The following is a 14,753-nucleotide window of genomic DNA, read 5'->3' on the forward strand; positions in this document are numbered from 1 at the left end:
GATGCCTCAGCGAGCGGCCGGCAGCCAGTCGTTCACGTTCGGCGCATTTTCCAGGGCCCAGACACGCGCGATGATGGCGCGCATTTCGGCTTCGGTCGCACCGTGGCGGAAGGCACCGAGCTGCAGCGCCTTGGCTTCGAGTTCGTGGCGCGACAGCGTATTGTCCGGATCGCCCTTGGGCACGTCTACGCGCGCGGCCAGCGTGCGGCCGTCGGTGGTGCGCACCGTCACGCGGCCGATCCACTGGCGCGGGTAGGCGGCATTGATTTCGTCGTCGAGCCCCATCGCCACCTTGCCGCGGAAGTCCGCCACCTTGCCGTCTTGCAGCGCGTGCTGCTCGAACTCGGCCAGGCCGGCGTGGCCGTGCACGGCAACCAGGCCCAGCACGGTGCCCATCGAGAACTTGGCCTGGTGGATGGTGGTTGGGTTGACCACGGGGCCGAGCACGTCGATGGCGCCCTGGTGCACATGCGTGGTGACGCTGGCGATCTGGCCAGCAGTGACGCCCTCGCGCTGCATCAGCACCTTGAGCGCGTCGGCGGCCGGATGCGTGTGGCGGCACGAGGCGAAGAACTTGAACGAGGTCTCGGCGGTGGCCCAGCGCGTGCCCAGACCATCGGTCAGGCATGCCGGGTTAGCGTCGCTAGACATGCCCGCGGCCATGCCCTGGGCGCCTTCGAGGATCTGCCTGGCGCCGGTGAAGCCGGCGCGCGCCAGCCAGGCGGACTGCAGGCCGTCGGCGGCGGCCTTGGCGGTATGCAGCTGCTTGGAATCGGCAGCGTCGCGCAGGAATTCCCACAGGCCGGCGGCTTGCGTGCCGGCCGAACCCAGCGCCTGGTTGATGCCTTCGGCGTCAAGGTTGTACAGCTTGGCCACGGCGGCGGCGGCCGCCAGCGTGCCGACCGTGCCGGTGGTGTGGAAGATCCGGTAGTGCGACCGGCCCATGAATTCGCCGATGCGGATACCGGCTTCGTAACCGGCGATGGAGGCCAGCAGCACGTCGGCGCCGGTCTTGCCTTCGGCCTGCGCGGCGGCGACCACGGCCGGGAACACCACGGCGGCCGGGTGCAGCACCGAGCCGTTATGCACATCGTCCTGTTCGACCACGTGCGACGAAGCGCCGTTGATCAGTGCCGCGAAGTACGGCGAGGTGCGGCGGCGGTCCACGAGTACTTCGGCCGCGCCCTGCGTTGGCCCCATGGCCGCGGCGAACTCCTGGATGCGGCGTACGGCCGGGGCGTCCTTGCCGGCGATGGCCGAGGCGATCCAGTCGAGGAACAGGTCCTTGGTGCGCTCGATCACGGGTGCCGGCACGTCGGCCAGCGTGAAGCGGGCCAGGAATTCGCAAAGCTGGCGGGTCGGATAGGTTTGGTCTGCGGGTTGGCTCATGCCGTCTCCGGAGATGGTTGGCTTGGCCGTTCGCGGCCTCGCGGGAAATGGGTCCTCTCCCGGTATCGGGAGAGGAGGGGGAGCGGACGCCGTTCGGACGTCCTCAGACAGTCTTCCTGCTCACCAGTGCTTCGATATCGCCTTCGCCATAGCCCAGTTCCGACAGGATCTGGCGGCTGTGCGCGCCAAGCGCCGGCACGTCGCCCATCACAGGCTCGACGCCGGACAGGTTGGCGGGCGGCAGCAGCGCGTCGATCGGGCCGGCCGGCGTGGCGACTTCGCGCCAGCGCTGGCGCGCCTGCAGCTGCGGATGGTTCCACACGCCTTCGATATCGTTCATCGGGGCATTGGCGATCTGCGCCTCATCCAGCAGCGCTTCGGCCTGCGCCACCGTCAGCGACGCGAAGCGTTCCTCGATCAGCGCGGTGAGTTCGGGCCGGTTGCGCACGCGCGCGGTGTTGCTGGAGAAGCGCTCGTCCTGCGCCAGCGCGCGATTGCCGAGCACGATCTCGCAGAAGTTGGCGAATTCGCGCTCATTCTGCACGCTGAAGATCACGCTGCCATTGGCGGTGCGATGAATGCCATAGGGCGCGATGGTCGGGTGCGAGGCGCCAACGCGCGCCGGTGGCTTGCCGCCGTAGTGGCCGAAGTAGAGTACCTGGTTCATCCACTCGGCCATCGCCTCGAACATGGTCACCTGCACGCGCAGGCCCTTGCCGGTACGTCCGCGCTGCAACAGCGCCGAGAGGATGCCGCTGTAGGCGTACATGCCGGCCGAGATATCGGCGATCGAGACGCCGGCGCGCGACGGCTCGTTCGGGCCGCCGGTGAGGCCCACCAGGCCGGCGGCGGCCTGGATCAGCAGGTCGTAGGCCTTTTTGTCGCGATAGGGGCCGGAGTCGCCATAGCCCGAGATATCGCAGACGATCAGCTTCTCGTACTTGCCATGCAGGGTGTCGAAATCCAGGCCCATGCGGGCCGCGGCGCCAGGGGCGAGGTTCTGCACCAGTACGTCGGCATCGGCGAGCAAGCGGTGCAGGATGGTCTGTGCCTCTTCATCCTTCAGGTCCAGGGTCAGGCTTTCCTTGCCCCGGTTGAGCCAGACGAAGTACGAGGCCTGGCCGTGCACGGACTGGTCATAGCCGCGCGCGAAGTCGCCCACGCCCGGACGTTCGATCTTGATGACGCGGGCGCCGAGGTCGGCGAGCTGGCGGGTGGCGAAGGGCGCGGCCACCGCGTGTTCCAGCGAGACCACGCGGATGCCGTCGAGCGGGCGGATACCGTTGGACGTAGATGCAGTCATGCGCGGCCTCAGAACGAACGCGGCAGTTCGAGCACGTGCTCGGCCACGTAGGACAGGATCAGGTTGGTGGAGATCGGCGCGACCTGGTACAGGCGCGTTTCGCGGAACTTGCGCTCGATGTCGTATTCCGCCGCGAAGCCGAAGCCGCCGTGCGTCTGCAGGCAGACGTTGGCGGCTTCCCACGACGCGTCCGCGGCCAGCAGCTTGGAAATATTCGCTTCCTTGCCGCACGGCTTGCCGGCGTCGAACAGCGCGGCGGCCTTGTAGCGCATCAGGCTGGCGGCTTCGACGTTGACGTAGGAACGCGCGATCGGGAACTGGATACCCTGGTTCTGGCCGATCGGGCGGTCGAACACGATGCGCTCGCGCGCGTAATTGCTGGCGCGCTCGACGAACCAGTAGCCATCGCCGATGCACTCGGCGGCGATCAGGATACGCTCGGCGTTCATGCCGTCGAGGATGTACTTCAGGCCCTTGCCCTCTTCGCCGATCAGGTTTTCGGCCGGCACTTCCAGGTTGTCGAAGAACAGCTCGTTGGTCTCGTGGTTGACCATGTTGCGGATCGGACGGACCGTCAGGCCCTTGCCAATGGCTTCGCGCAGGTCCACGACGAATACGGACAGGCCTTCGGACTTGCGCTTGACCTGGTCCAGCGGCGTGGTGCGCGCCAGCAGCAGCATCAGATCCGAGTGCTGCACGCGCGAGATCCACACCTTCGAGCCGTTGACGACATACTTGTCGCCCTTGCGCACGGCGGTGGTCTTGAGCTTGGTGGTGTCGGTGCCGGTGGTCGGCTCGGTCACGGCCATCGACTGCATGCGCAGCTCGCCCGAGGCGATGCCCGGCAGCCAGCGCTTCTTCTGCTCGTCCGAACCATGGCGCAGCAGGCAGCCCATCACGTACATCTGTCCGTGGCAGGCGCCGGAATTGCCGCCGTTGCGGTTGATTTCTTCCATGATGACCGAGGCCGCCGTCAGCGACAGGCCCGAACCGCCGTAGGCCTCGGGAATCAGGGCCGACAGCCAGCCCGCCTGGGTCAGTGCCTGCACGAATTCCTCGGGGAAGCCGTTCTGTTCCTCTATGCGCTGCCAGTAGGCCGAATCGAAACCCGCGCAAAGGCCGCGTACGGCTTCGCGGATTTCCGGGTAAAGCTGGTCTTGATCCTGATCTGCAAACATGGGGTAGGCCCGGTCGATTTGAATGGGGCCATTATTCCCGACGGCCCATTGGGCCGAAATTCGGATTTGCGAAAGAGCGGCTTAGGTGCGGCTTAGGTACCGCCTGGATCGGCACTTGGGTGCTGCGCCCGGGCGCGCTGAAAGCCCTGAAAGCAAGACGCCCGGCGAGCCGGGCGTCCACACAGATATGGGCGAGCCGCGCTTTCGCTTTAGTGCATGAACAGCCAGATCAGGACCAGCACGAGAGCCGGGACGCCAAGAAGCCACGCAATGATGTACGGCATGATGGATGCTCCTTCCTTTTCCGCATGCCTCCAAGATATAAGGAGCGGCGGTCCGGCCCTGTCGGGACGAATCCGGTTGCACTGTAGGACGGCGCCCAATCCGGCGCCCGACAGGCTCCCTGCCCCCGGGCCATACCCAATTTTGATGATGATCCGGCATCGCCTGTCGGTCACAATGAAGACGCGGACGCAGTGGCGACGGGGAGGCGTCACACGCGATTCGCAAAAAGGGCAGGGAAGCGAAGACGGACCACGTCCCCGCCTGGCGCAAGGGGCCGACCGATGTCGGCGAGATGGGACGATGTCCGTGAGGGGCATAGACGGCGCGCCCGGCGGCACTTCGCGTGCCGCGAGGCAAAGCCGCGCAGCGTCAACCACCCTGCCGGATCCGGAGTAGCGGCCGCCAGCGCCGCGGCTGGACCGCCACGGACTTCCCGGCCGCCCATGGCCGCACGGTTCACGTCAATGATGGCTGCAATGTCCCGGTGCCGGACAATGCCCTGCCAGCTTGCTTACGCTGGTGCCTGCCACGTAAATCGCGCCATCTGCGCGCAACCGCACGCTTGCCGCGATGGCACGGGCCTATGCTCTGGGGCAGAGGTCCGACGTCGGGGCCCACCGTAGGGGAGCAATGCATGAAAGCAATCATCAGCGACGAAGCGGCGCTCGCCGTGTTCGTGGGGCCGCGGTTCGCGTACTACCGCAACAAGTGGCAGCTCGCCGCGTTGCGCAACGGCATGGCATGGAACTGGGCTGCCTTCTTCTTCGGGCCTTTCTGGATGGCCTACCGCCGCATGTATTGGCAGGTCGGCGTCTACGCCATCATCCTCTGCGCCGAACCGGTGCTGCATGCCCTGTTCCAGATCCGCATGCCGATCCTGTTCTCCAGGCCGCTGCTGTATGCCATGGAGCTGCTGCTCGGCTTCTATGGCAACCAGCTTTACCGGTGGCACGCGGAATCGACCATTCAACGGCTGCGCGAATACCACTGGTCGCCGGAGCTGGTCAACGACTCCCTGGCGCGTTGTGGCCAGACCAGCTGGCCGGGCGTGGCAGCCATGGCGTTGCTGATCGCGGTCATGGTCTTGTCGCTGCGGCCGCTCGCCGGGCTGGTGGCATAGGACCACACGGGGAGCGGTGATGCTCTGCCAACCCTACACGGGCTCGCGGGCGGCGTCGACGAGATACTGGATCAGGGTTTCGGCAAACTGCGGCAGTTCGCGGCCCGGGCGGCGGCACAGGCGCAACTCGCGGCGTGCCCACTCATCTTCCAGCGAGATAAAGCGCAGCACCTTGCGGCTGGCGTAGCGGCGCGCGCAGCTGTTGGGCACGATGGCGATGCCGGCTCCGGCCTCGACCATGCGGCAGACCGCGTCGAAACTGCCGACCTGGATGCGCAGGCTGATGCGCTTGCCCATGCCGCTGGCGATGCGGTCCAGGAACGACTGGATCGCGCTGAACTGGTTCAGGCCGACAAAGCGGCAGGTGTCCAGCAGGTCGGCGAAGTGCAGCCGCGTGAATTGCGGCAGCGGGTGGTTCACCGGCGCAATCACGATCAGTTCATCGCTGCACAAGTGCATCACATCGAGGTCCTGGGTCGCGACTTCACCCGCCACGATACCCAGGTCCGCCGCGCCGGCACTGATCGCGGAGACGATTTCCTGTGACAAGTGCTCCTCCAGCTCCACATCCACATCAGGGTTTTCACTTAGGAAGCGGGACAGCCCGGTCGCCAGGAAGGAGTTGGTGGCGGTGGTATTGGCCAGCAGGCGGACCTTGCCCTTGACGCCCTTGGCGTAGGGGCGCAGGTCGGAATGCAGGCATTCCAGCTCGCGGAACACCTCGCGCGCGTGGCGCAGCAGGGTGTCGCCGGCAGGGGTGAGCCTGACGCCCTTTACCTGGCGGATCAGCAGCTGGGTCTGGAATGCTTCTTCCAGTTGCTTGATGCGCGTGCTGGCCGCCGGCAGGGACAGGAAACTGCGTTCCGCCGCGCGTGTCAGGTTCTCCGTTTCACCGACGTTGAGGAAAAGGCGCAGGTCGGTCAGGTCGTAATGCATGGGGTTCCGTCAGGCCAAAGGCCACTTTTGCGATTCGTGAATTCCAATGTCTCAGCCGCCAATTTATCGTATCTCGCGTGGCAATAACATCTGAACATGATTGCCCGCGAGTGGCATGGCCGCCGCGGGCAAGCCGTTATTGTCGCCAGAAACGCGGTCCGGTGACCGGGAAAGCATTCAGAGGAGCAACGCAATGAGCGGTTTGATGGCAGGCAAGGTAGCGCTGGTGACGGGCGCTGGTGGTGGAATCGGGCGCGGTATCGCGCTGGCGATGGCAGCCGCCGGCGCCAAGGTCGTGGTCAACGACCTTGGCGTCTCGATGTCCGGCGAAGGCGGCGATGCCGGCCCCGCGCAGCGCGTGGTCGACGAGATCCGTGCGGCCGGCGGCCAGGCCGTGGCCAATACCGACAGCGTGTCGACCTGGAACGGCGCCAACAGCATCGTCCAGTGCGCGCTCGACAGCTTCGGCCGCATCGACGCCGTGGTCAACAACGCCGGCAACCTGCGCGACCGCATGTTCTTCAAGATGAATGAAGAAGAATGGCGTTCGGTGATCGACGTGCACCTGCATGGCACCTTCTTCGTGAGCCGTGCCGCGGCCAACTACTTCAAGGACCAGGAAGGCGGCGCCTTCGTCCACATGACGTCGACCTCGGGCCTGATCGGCAACCTGGGCCAGGCCAATTACTCGGCGGCCAAGCTGGGCATCGCCGCGCTGTCGAAGTCGATCGCGCTCGACATGCAGCGCTTCAACGTGCGCTCGAACTGCATCGCGCCGTTCGCGTGGAGCCGCATGACCAGCTCGATTCCGGCCGAGACGCCGGAAGAGAAGGCGCGCGTGGCCAAGCTGCAGAAGATGGAAGCCGGCAAGATCGGCCCGGTGGCGGTCTACCTGGCCAGCCCGGCTGCCGCCGAGGTCAACGGCCAGATCTTCGCGGTCCGCGCCAACGAGATCATCCTGATGAGCCAGCCGCGCCCGGTGCGCTCGGTGCATATGAGCGAAGGCTGGACGCCGGAAGCGATCGGCGAGATCGCCATGCCGGCCATGCGCAACAGCTTCTTCAAGCTCGAGCGCTCGCCCGACGTGATCAGCTGGGATCCGATCTGAGATGGCGGCCGCCATGCAAGGCGCGCTGGCCGGCGTCCGCGTGCTCGACCTGTCGCGCATCCTGGCGGGGCCGTGGTGCGCGCAGAACCTGGCGGACCTTGGCGCCGAAGTCATCAAGGTGGAACGTCCCCGCGTCGGCGACGACACGCGCTCCTGGGGACCGCCCTGGCTGCCGGATGCGGAAGGCCAGCCTTCGCGCGATGCCACCTACTTTGCCGGCGCCAATCGCGGCAAGCAGTCGCTCACGCTCGATATCGCCAGCCCGGCAGGGCAGGCGGTCGTGCGTGAGCTGGCAGCCAAGTCGCACATCGTCCTCGAAAACTACAAGGTCGGCGACCTCAAGCGCTACGGACTCGACTACGAGAGCCTGAAGGCGATCAATCCGGCGCTGGTCTACTGCTCGATCACGGGTTATGGGCAGACCGGCCCGTGTGCGCACAAGCCGGGCTACGACTTTATCTTCCAGGGTATCGGCGGGTTGATGAGCGTGACCGGCGAGCGCGACGACCTGCCTGGCGGCGGCCCGCAGAAGGTCGGCGTGGCGGTGGTGGACATGCTGACGGGCATGTATGCGACCGTGGCCGTGCTCGCTGCGCTGCGGCATGCCGAGCGCACCGGCGAGGGCCAGCATATCGACATGGCATTGCTCGATGCCGTGGTGGCGGTGGGCGCGACGCCGATCATCGCCCAGCGCATCACCGGCGAGGCCATGCCGCGCTTCGGCAATGCGCACGCGAACATGGTGCCGTACCACGTCTTCGCTACCGCGGACGGCTACATGATCGTCGCGGCAGGCAATGACGGCCAGTGGCAGGCCTACTGCCGCGGCATCGAGCGTCCCGACCTCGCCGCCGACGAGCGCTTTGCCACCGGCCCGGGCCGCATCATCCACCGCGAGGTGCTGGTGCCGATGCTCGAGGACCATATGCGCACCCGCGGCACTGCGCACTGGGTGGCGGCGCTGGAAGCGCAGGGCATTCCTTGCGGGCCGATCAACGACTACGCGCAGGTGCTGGAAGACCCCCAGGTCCGCCATCGCGAACTGCAGGTCGACCTGGTGCGCAAGGACGGTGCCATTTGCCCGACCGTCAAGAGTCCGCTGCGGCTTTCGGCTACACCCGTGCAGTACGACGTGCCGCCGCCGCGTCTTGGTGAACATACTGAGCGGATCCTGGCCGAGGTGCTGGGCTTGTCCGCGGAGCGGATTGCTGCGCTGCGGGAGCAGGGTGTGGTCTGAGCGCGGGGCTGCGAAATCCGGCAGCACCGACAGCAAAGCCGGCGATGATCTTGTCATCGCCGGCTATTTTCATTCCCGATATCAGCGCTCGGCGCTCGCGAGTTGCAGGCCGCGCTGCCGGTATTCCCCCGGCGCCACGCCGGTCCATTTCTTGAACGCGCGATGGAAGGTACTTGGCTCCGAAAAGCCGAGCCGCAGCGCCACCTGCTGGAGCGTAAGGCCCGAGTGCTCGAGCATGCCGATCGCGACGTCGCGCCGCAGGCTGTCCTTGATGTTCTGGTAGCCGCGTCCTTCGTCGCGCAGGCGGCGGCGCAGGGTTTGCGGCGTGAGGCGCAGCATCTGCGCCATCTGCTCCAGCGAAGGAAGCTCGTCGTCCAGGTGCGAGCGCAGGTGGAGCCGGATGCGTTCGGCCAGGCAGCTGTCGTCGCGGTAGCGCACCAGCAGCTTGTGCGGGGCTTCGCGCAGGAACTCATCCAGGCCAGTGGCGTCCTGCATCACCGGCAGCCGCAGCCACGCGGCGTCGAAGTGCAGCGCCGTGCAGGACTGCCCGTATCGGACGGTCGTATTGAAGATGCGCTCGGTGTCGGTCTGCCCGCTGGGTGGCCCCGCGCTCAGGTCGACGTGCGACAGCGGCACGCGCCGCGCCACCAGCCAGTTGATCAGGCCATACGCGTGGAACACGAAGGTCGACTCGGCGAAGACCTGGCACGGCGATGCCGGCGCATGCGGGTGCAGGCGCACGGAAACGGTCCTGCCATCGGCGCTGCGCTGCAGCCGAGGGGTGAAGTCGCCAATGTGCAGCCGGTAATGCCGCAGCCCGGCCTGGATCGCCTCGTCCAGCGTCGCGCAGTGGATCATCGCACTGGCGGCCTGGGCGAACACGCCTGGCGGCACAGGGCGGCTCAACAGGCCCCACAGTTCGTCGCGCGTGACGCGGCGCAGCGTGCGGATCAGCGCGGCGTACTGGTCCTGGGTGACCCGCGCGGAGGGCGACGCCAGCAGTGCGGGAGATATCGCTGCACGGCGCAGCAATGCCTCGATGTTGCACCCGAGCCGGCGTACGCCGAGCAGGATCTGCTGGACGTGGTGAATGGCGATGGTATGGCGGGCCGGCGCGGGTGACGCGGCCGGCGCTGCCATGACAGTGCCGGCCAGCACCGGACCCGGCGCGGCGATGCTGCGTGGCATGCCCGGCACGGGATGCCGGTGAGCGGGCGTGGCAACGATGTGCATGAGTCTCCTCGTCGTTCTGGGGCCGCGCTGGACGTTGCCCCTGGCAATGGCGGCATGGCGGCATGTCGGCCCGGATCAGACCTTATCGCGGCCGGATGGCACCGCACAATCGGGATTTGCCAAAGCCTGGCTTCCATCTGAGCAATTCGGCCAATGATTTTGGGTCGTCTGGTCATTGTCCGGACCACGCCCCATCGCGCACTCTTTCGGTGTGGAAAAGTCCGCGCCGAACGGACCACCGCCGGCACGCGGACAGGGCCGGATCGCCGGGCGAAGAACCGGCGACGGAAACGGCGATAGAAACGGCGATAGAAACGGGGACAGAACCCCGTCAGGCTCGCCAGAAAAACACAAAGGAGACAACCACATGCAGGCAGATCGTCGTAGTGCATTGCAGCGTCTTGGCGCCGGAGCGCTGGCGCTGGGCGGTATCGTCACGGGCTTGCTTGGCGCCGGCATGGCCATGGCGCAAGGGGCCTTTCCGTCGAAAACCGTGCGCCTGGTGGTCCCGTACCCGGCCGGTGGCGCGACCGACGTGCTGGCACGGGCGATCGCCGACGGCCTGGGCAAGACGTGGAAGCGTCCGGTGGTCGTCGAGAACCGTCCTGGCGCCAGCAGCATGATCGGCTCCGAAGTGGTGGCCCGTGCCGAACCGGACGGCTACACCGCGCTGCTGACGATTACGACGCTCGTGCAGGCGCCGAGCCTCTACGCCAAGGCTCCGTTCGACCCGGTGAAGGATTTCGCCCCGGTGTCCGAGCTTGGCACCACGAACTTGGTGTTCGCCATCAACAGCTCCGTGCCGGCCACGAACCTGAAGGAGTTTGTCGCGCTGGTACGCGCCAGGCCGAAGCAGTATTCGTACGGCTCGTACGGCACCGGCTCGAGCGGCCATCTCTACGGCGAGATCTTCAACGAGAGCGCCAGGCTCGACATGATCCACGTCTCCTACAAGGGCGAGGCGCCGGAACTGAACGACCTGCTGGGCGGCCAGGTGCCTTCCGCGGTGATTTCCGTGATGGGGGCCAAGCCGCACTCCGCCTCGGGGCGCCTGCGCGCGCTGGCCGTGACGGGTCCATCGCGCGCTCCGCAATTGCCTGATGTGCCCACGTTCAAGGAGGCGGGCATTGCCGGCATGGATTCGATGGGCTGGTTCGGCCTGCTGCTGCCGGCCGCCACGCCGCGGGCGATCGTCGAGAAGTTCTCCGCCGACGTCAACAAGGTGCTGGCCGATCCGGCCGTGCGTGCCCGCATGAATGACCTGGGCGTGATCCTGACCGGCAGCACGCCCGATGCCTTCGCCCAGACCGTGCAGACCGACTATGCGCGCTGGGGCAAGGTGATCCGTACCCACAATATTCGTCTTGACTGAGCCCTTGCCTGACATGAAGTCCGCCAGTACCACCCAGCCTTACCGTTCCCCCGCCTGGCCCGCCGGCTTGCCGGCCACGCTGCACGTGCCGCGCACCAGCCTGTTCTACAACCTGGAGGTGGCTGCGCGCCGCTATCCCGACAGGGCGGCGATCCAGTACTTTGGCACCGCGATTTCCTACGCGGCGCTGCTGGACGAGGTCGAGCGGATGGCCGGCTACCTGCAGCACACCTGCGCCATCGAGCCTGGGGACCGGGTGGTGCTGTTCAGCCAGAATTGCCCGCAGTACGTCGCGGCCTATTACGCCATCCTGCGCGCCGAGGGCGTGGTGGTGCCGGCCAACCCGATGTGGCTGGAAGCCGAACTCGAGCACGTGGTCGCGGACAGCGGCGCCGTGGCCGCGTTCTGCGGCAGCGAGCTGTACGAGCGCGTGGCGCCGCTGCACGGCAAGGCGCTGCGCAACGTGATCGTCCATCACTACGCGAGCATGCTGCGCGATGACGGTGGCCTGCAGGTGCCGTCCTGGCTGCGCGAACCTGCACCCGCGCTACAGTCGGCGGACGGCGCCACGCCCGCCGACTGGGATGCCGCACGCAATGCCGGCCAGCGTCCGCGTCCGCACGAGGCCGGCCATGACACGCTGTGCATGCTGGCCTACACCTCGGGCACCACGGGCAACCCGAAGGGCTGCATGCATACCCACGGCACCATGATGAGTTCCGCGGTGGGTTCGCAGGTCTGGCGCAGCAGTACGCCGGAAGCGGTGGTGCTGGCGGTGGCGCCGATGTTCCACCTGCTCGGCATGCAGAACTGCATGCATTCGCCGATCTACCTGGGCGCGACCGTGGTGCTGATGCCGCGCTGGGACCGCGCTCTGGCGGCCGACCTGATCGAGCGTTATCGCGTCTCGGTCTGGGGCGCGCCACCGGCCATGCTGGTCGATTTCTTCGCCCAGCCCGACGTGGCCCGGCGCGACCTGTCCAGCCTGGCCTTCCTGGGAGGCGGCGGTGCCGCCATGCCGGATGCGGTGGCCAACATGCTGCAGGAGCGCTTCGGCCTGCCCTACGTCGAGGCCTACGGCATGACCGAGACCGCGTCGTTCCTGCTGTCCAACCCGCGCCAGAAGCCCAAGCGCGAATGCCTGGGCATCGCCACCTTCGGCGTGGACGCACGCGTGGTGGACCCCGTAACGCTGGCGGAGCTGCCGCAAGGCGAGATCGGCGAGATCGTCGCCCACGGCGCCCAGGTGATGCAGGGCTACTGGAACAACCCGCAGGCCAACGCGGAGTCGTTCATCGAGATCGACGGCAAGCGCTTCCTGCGCACCGGCGATCTCGGCTTCATGGACGAAGAGGGCTACTTCTTCATGCGCGACCGCCTCAAGCGCATGATCAACGCCTCCGGCTTCAAGGTCTGGCCGGCCGAGGTGGAGAACCTGCTCTATGGCCACCCGGCCATCCACGAGGCCTGCGTGATCGCGGCGCGCGACGAGCATCGCGGCGAAACGGTCAAGGCCGTGGTGGCGCTGCGCCCCGAGTCGCGCGGCACGCCCGACGCCGAGCCGGAACGCATCATGGCCTGGTGCCGAGAGCGCCTGGCTGCCTACAAGGTGCCGCGCATCGTCGAGTTCGTCGACGCGCTGCCCAAGTCGGCCACCGGCAAGATCCAGTGGCGCGCGCTGCAGGAAGACGCCATGCGGCCGGCCGCACCGGCGCCAGCCAATGCGCAAAGCCGGTAAGGCCCGCATCCCGGACAGAGTTTTGGAGAGAGACCGCATCATGCACAACAGCAGACGAACCTGGCTGGCACAGGCCGGCACCCTGGCGGGCGCCGCCATGCTGGGCAGCGTGGGCCAGGTACTGGCCCAGCCGAACTACCCCAACAAGCCGATCCGGATGGTGGTGCCATATCCGGCCGGCGGCGGCACCGACACCGTGGGCCGCATGATCGGGCAGCGCCTGGCCGAGGCCTGGGGTCAGGCGGTCGTGGTCGACAACAAGCCGGGCGCCAGCGGCATGCTGGGCAACGACATCGTTGCCAAGGCGGCCCCGGACGGCTACACGGTGCTGCTGGCGATCACCGCGCTGATCCAGTCGCCGAGCCTGTACAAGCGCACGCCCTATGACGTGAACAAGGACTTCACGCCGGTTTCGCTGATCGCCAAATCGTCCGACCTGTTCGTGGTGCCCAACCGCGTGCCGGCCAATACGCTGCGTGAATTCATCGCACTGGCCAGGGCGGGCAAGCTCAGCTACGGCTCGTACGGCAACGGCACGTCGTCGCACCTGCACGGGGAGCTGTTCAGGCAGCAGGCCGGCATCGACCTGGCGCACATCCCCTACAAAGGGGCCGCGCCGCTCGTCAACGACCTGCTCGGCGGCCAGGTGGATTCGGCCTTTGTCGATGTGACCTCGGCATATCCGTACCTGAGCAGCGGCAAATTCAAGATCCTGGGCATTACCGGCACCCAGCGCTACAAGGCGATTCCGAACGTGCCGACGTTTGCCGAGCAGGGCCTGCAGGGCTTCGAGCCGAGCGGCTGGTTCGCGCTGTTCCTGCCCGCCAATACGCCGAAGGACGTGACTGCGCGCCTGGCGACCGAGGTCACGCGCATCGTCAAGCTGCCCGAAATCAGCCAGAAGCTGGCCGGCATGGGGCTGCAGCCGGTTGGTTCCGCACCGCAGGAACTGGCGGCGGTGGTCTCGGGCGATATGCCGAAGTGGGCCAAGATCGTGCGCGACGCGCATATCCAGCTGGACTGATGGCCGCACAGGCCCCGAACCTCAGCATTACCTGGAGTCATCAATGGAAACGATTCGCTATGCCGTCGAAGATGGCATTGCCACCCTCACGCTGGATTACCCGGCGCGCAAGAATGCGCTCAATGGCGTCATGCGCCGCGAGATCGGCGATGTGATTCACCAGCTGCGTCACGACACCAGCGCGCGCGCGCTGATCCTGACCGGTGCCGGTGCCGACTTTTGCTCGGGCGGCGATATCAGTTCCATGCAGGGCGAGATCAGTGCGGCGCAGGGCCGCCAGCGGCTGGGCAACATCCATCCGTGGCTGGAGGCCCTGATTCAACTCGAGATTCCGGTGATCGCCGCCGTGGACGGTGCCGCATTTGGCGCCGGTTTCAGCCTGGCGCTGACCGCCGACATCATCCTGGCCACGCCGCGGGCCCGCTTCGCGCTGCCGTTCCTGCGCCTGGGTCTGATCCCGGATTGTGGTGCGTTCTACACATTGCCGCGCATGATCGGGCTCCAGCGTGCCAAGGCGCTGATGTTCTCGATGCGCGAACTCAATGCCGAGGCCGCTCAGGAGCAGGGCATCGTCATGGAGATCGTGCCGGCCGCCAGCCTGCAGGAGCGCGCGCGATCGATGGCGCGCGCATTCACCGAGGCATCGCCGGTGGCAGTGGCCCTGACCAAGAAGGCGCTCAATGCCTCGCTGAACCAGGACCTGCACAGCATGCTGGCCATGGAAGCGGACGGCCAGGGCATTGCCTTTGCGACGGAATACCGCCAGGAGGCCGCCAACCGCTTCCTGTCCAAGCAAGCGCCGCGCTATCGCTGGCCGGACTGAGTACCGC

The 14,753-nt window shown here is 66.9% G+C and carries 12 protein-coding genes; 7 read left to right on the forward strand and 5 right to left on the reverse strand.

The window, feature by feature from the left end; translation table 11 throughout:
* Nucleotides 1–6: 6 nt before the first annotated feature.
* The 3 genes from CupriaWKF_RS23335 to CupriaWKF_RS23345 all read right to left on the reverse strand — a co-directional run bounded on the left by CupriaWKF_RS23335 (nt 7) and on the right by CupriaWKF_RS23345 (nt 3,870).
* On the reverse strand, nt 7–1,389 hold the full coding sequence (locus CupriaWKF_RS23335) for an MmgE/PrpD family protein (protein ID WP_276103102.1): 1,383 nt from the start codon (nt 1,387–1,389) through the stop codon (nt 7–9).
* A 103-nt stretch (nt 1,390–1,492) separates the two neighbouring features.
* A complete protein-coding gene (locus tag CupriaWKF_RS23340; protein ID WP_276103103.1) occupies nt 1,493–2,692 on the reverse strand; it encodes a CaiB/BaiF CoA-transferase family protein in 1,200 nt (399 codons plus the stop codon).
* Between the two features lie 8 nt (nt 2,693–2,700).
* Entirely contained in the window at nt 2,701–3,870 is a 1,170-nt protein-coding gene (locus tag CupriaWKF_RS23345) for an acyl-CoA dehydrogenase family protein (protein ID WP_276103104.1), read from the reverse strand.
* Between the two features lie 919 nt (nt 3,871–4,789).
* Here CupriaWKF_RS23345 and CupriaWKF_RS23350 point away from each other — a divergent pair.
* The gene (locus CupriaWKF_RS23350; protein ID WP_276103105.1) at nt 4,790–5,275 is read left to right on the forward strand and encodes a DUF2628 domain-containing protein; all 486 of its coding nucleotides are present in this window, start codon (nt 4,790–4,792) and stop codon (nt 5,273–5,275) included.
* Between the two features lie 33 nt (nt 5,276–5,308).
* Here CupriaWKF_RS23350 and CupriaWKF_RS23355 read toward each other — a convergent pair whose 3' ends face one another.
* Entirely contained in the window at nt 5,309–6,211 is a 903-nt protein-coding gene (locus CupriaWKF_RS23355) for a LysR family transcriptional regulator (RefSeq protein ID WP_276103107.1), read from the reverse strand.
* Nucleotides 6,212–6,404: 193 nt separating this feature from the next.
* On the opposite strand from CupriaWKF_RS23355, the gene CupriaWKF_RS23360 reads away from it, so the two are divergent.
* Together CupriaWKF_RS23360 and CupriaWKF_RS23365 are read left to right on the forward strand one after the other, a co-directional pair.
* Complete coding sequence (locus CupriaWKF_RS23360; RefSeq protein WP_276103108.1) at nt 6,405–7,319, forward strand: SDR family NAD(P)-dependent oxidoreductase; 915 nt, start codon at nt 6,405–6,407, stop codon at nt 7,317–7,319.
* A gap of 13 nt (nt 7,320–7,332) precedes the next feature.
* Nucleotides 7,333–8,556: a CaiB/BaiF CoA-transferase family protein gene (locus CupriaWKF_RS23365; RefSeq protein WP_276103109.1), complete on the forward strand. Its 1,224-nt coding sequence runs from the start codon at nt 7,333–7,335 to the stop codon at nt 8,554–8,556.
* A gap of 81 nt (nt 8,557–8,637) precedes the next feature.
* Here CupriaWKF_RS23365 and CupriaWKF_RS23370 read toward each other — a convergent pair whose 3' ends face one another.
* A complete protein-coding gene (locus CupriaWKF_RS23370) occupies nt 8,638–9,789 on the reverse strand; it encodes an AraC family transcriptional regulator (RefSeq protein WP_276103110.1) in 1,152 nt (383 codons plus the stop codon).
* A 367-nt stretch (nt 9,790–10,156) separates the two neighbouring features.
* Here CupriaWKF_RS23370 and CupriaWKF_RS23375 point away from each other — a divergent pair, with 367 nt between their 5' ends.
* The 4 genes from CupriaWKF_RS23375 to CupriaWKF_RS23390 are packed head-to-tail and all read left to right on the forward strand — an operon-like array spanning nt 10,157 to nt 14,746.
* Nucleotides 10,157–11,161: a tripartite tricarboxylate transporter substrate binding protein gene (locus CupriaWKF_RS23375; RefSeq protein WP_276103111.1), complete on the forward strand. Its 1,005-nt coding sequence runs from the start codon at nt 10,157–10,159 to the stop codon at nt 11,159–11,161.
* 13 nt (nt 11,162–11,174) lie between these two features.
* On the forward strand, nt 11,175–12,899 hold the full coding sequence (locus CupriaWKF_RS23380) for a long-chain fatty acid--CoA ligase (RefSeq protein WP_276103112.1): 1,725 nt from the start codon (nt 11,175–11,177) through the stop codon (nt 12,897–12,899).
* Nucleotides 12,900–12,939: 40 nt separating this feature from the next.
* Nucleotides 12,940–13,923 (forward strand): tripartite tricarboxylate transporter substrate binding protein, encoded by a 984-nt coding sequence (locus CupriaWKF_RS23385; protein WP_276103113.1) that lies wholly within the window; start codon nt 12,940–12,942, stop codon nt 13,921–13,923.
* A gap of 43 nt (nt 13,924–13,966) precedes the next feature.
* Nucleotides 13,967–14,746 (forward strand): enoyl-CoA hydratase/isomerase family protein, encoded by a 780-nt coding sequence (locus CupriaWKF_RS23390; protein WP_276103114.1) that lies wholly within the window; start codon nt 13,967–13,969, stop codon nt 14,744–14,746.
* The last annotated feature ends 7 nt before the right edge of the window (nt 14,747–14,753 follow it).

The sequence above is a fragment of the Cupriavidus sp. WKF15 genome (assembly GCF_029278605.1).
Lineage (GTDB): Bacteria > Pseudomonadota > Gammaproteobacteria > Burkholderiales > Burkholderiaceae > Cupriavidus.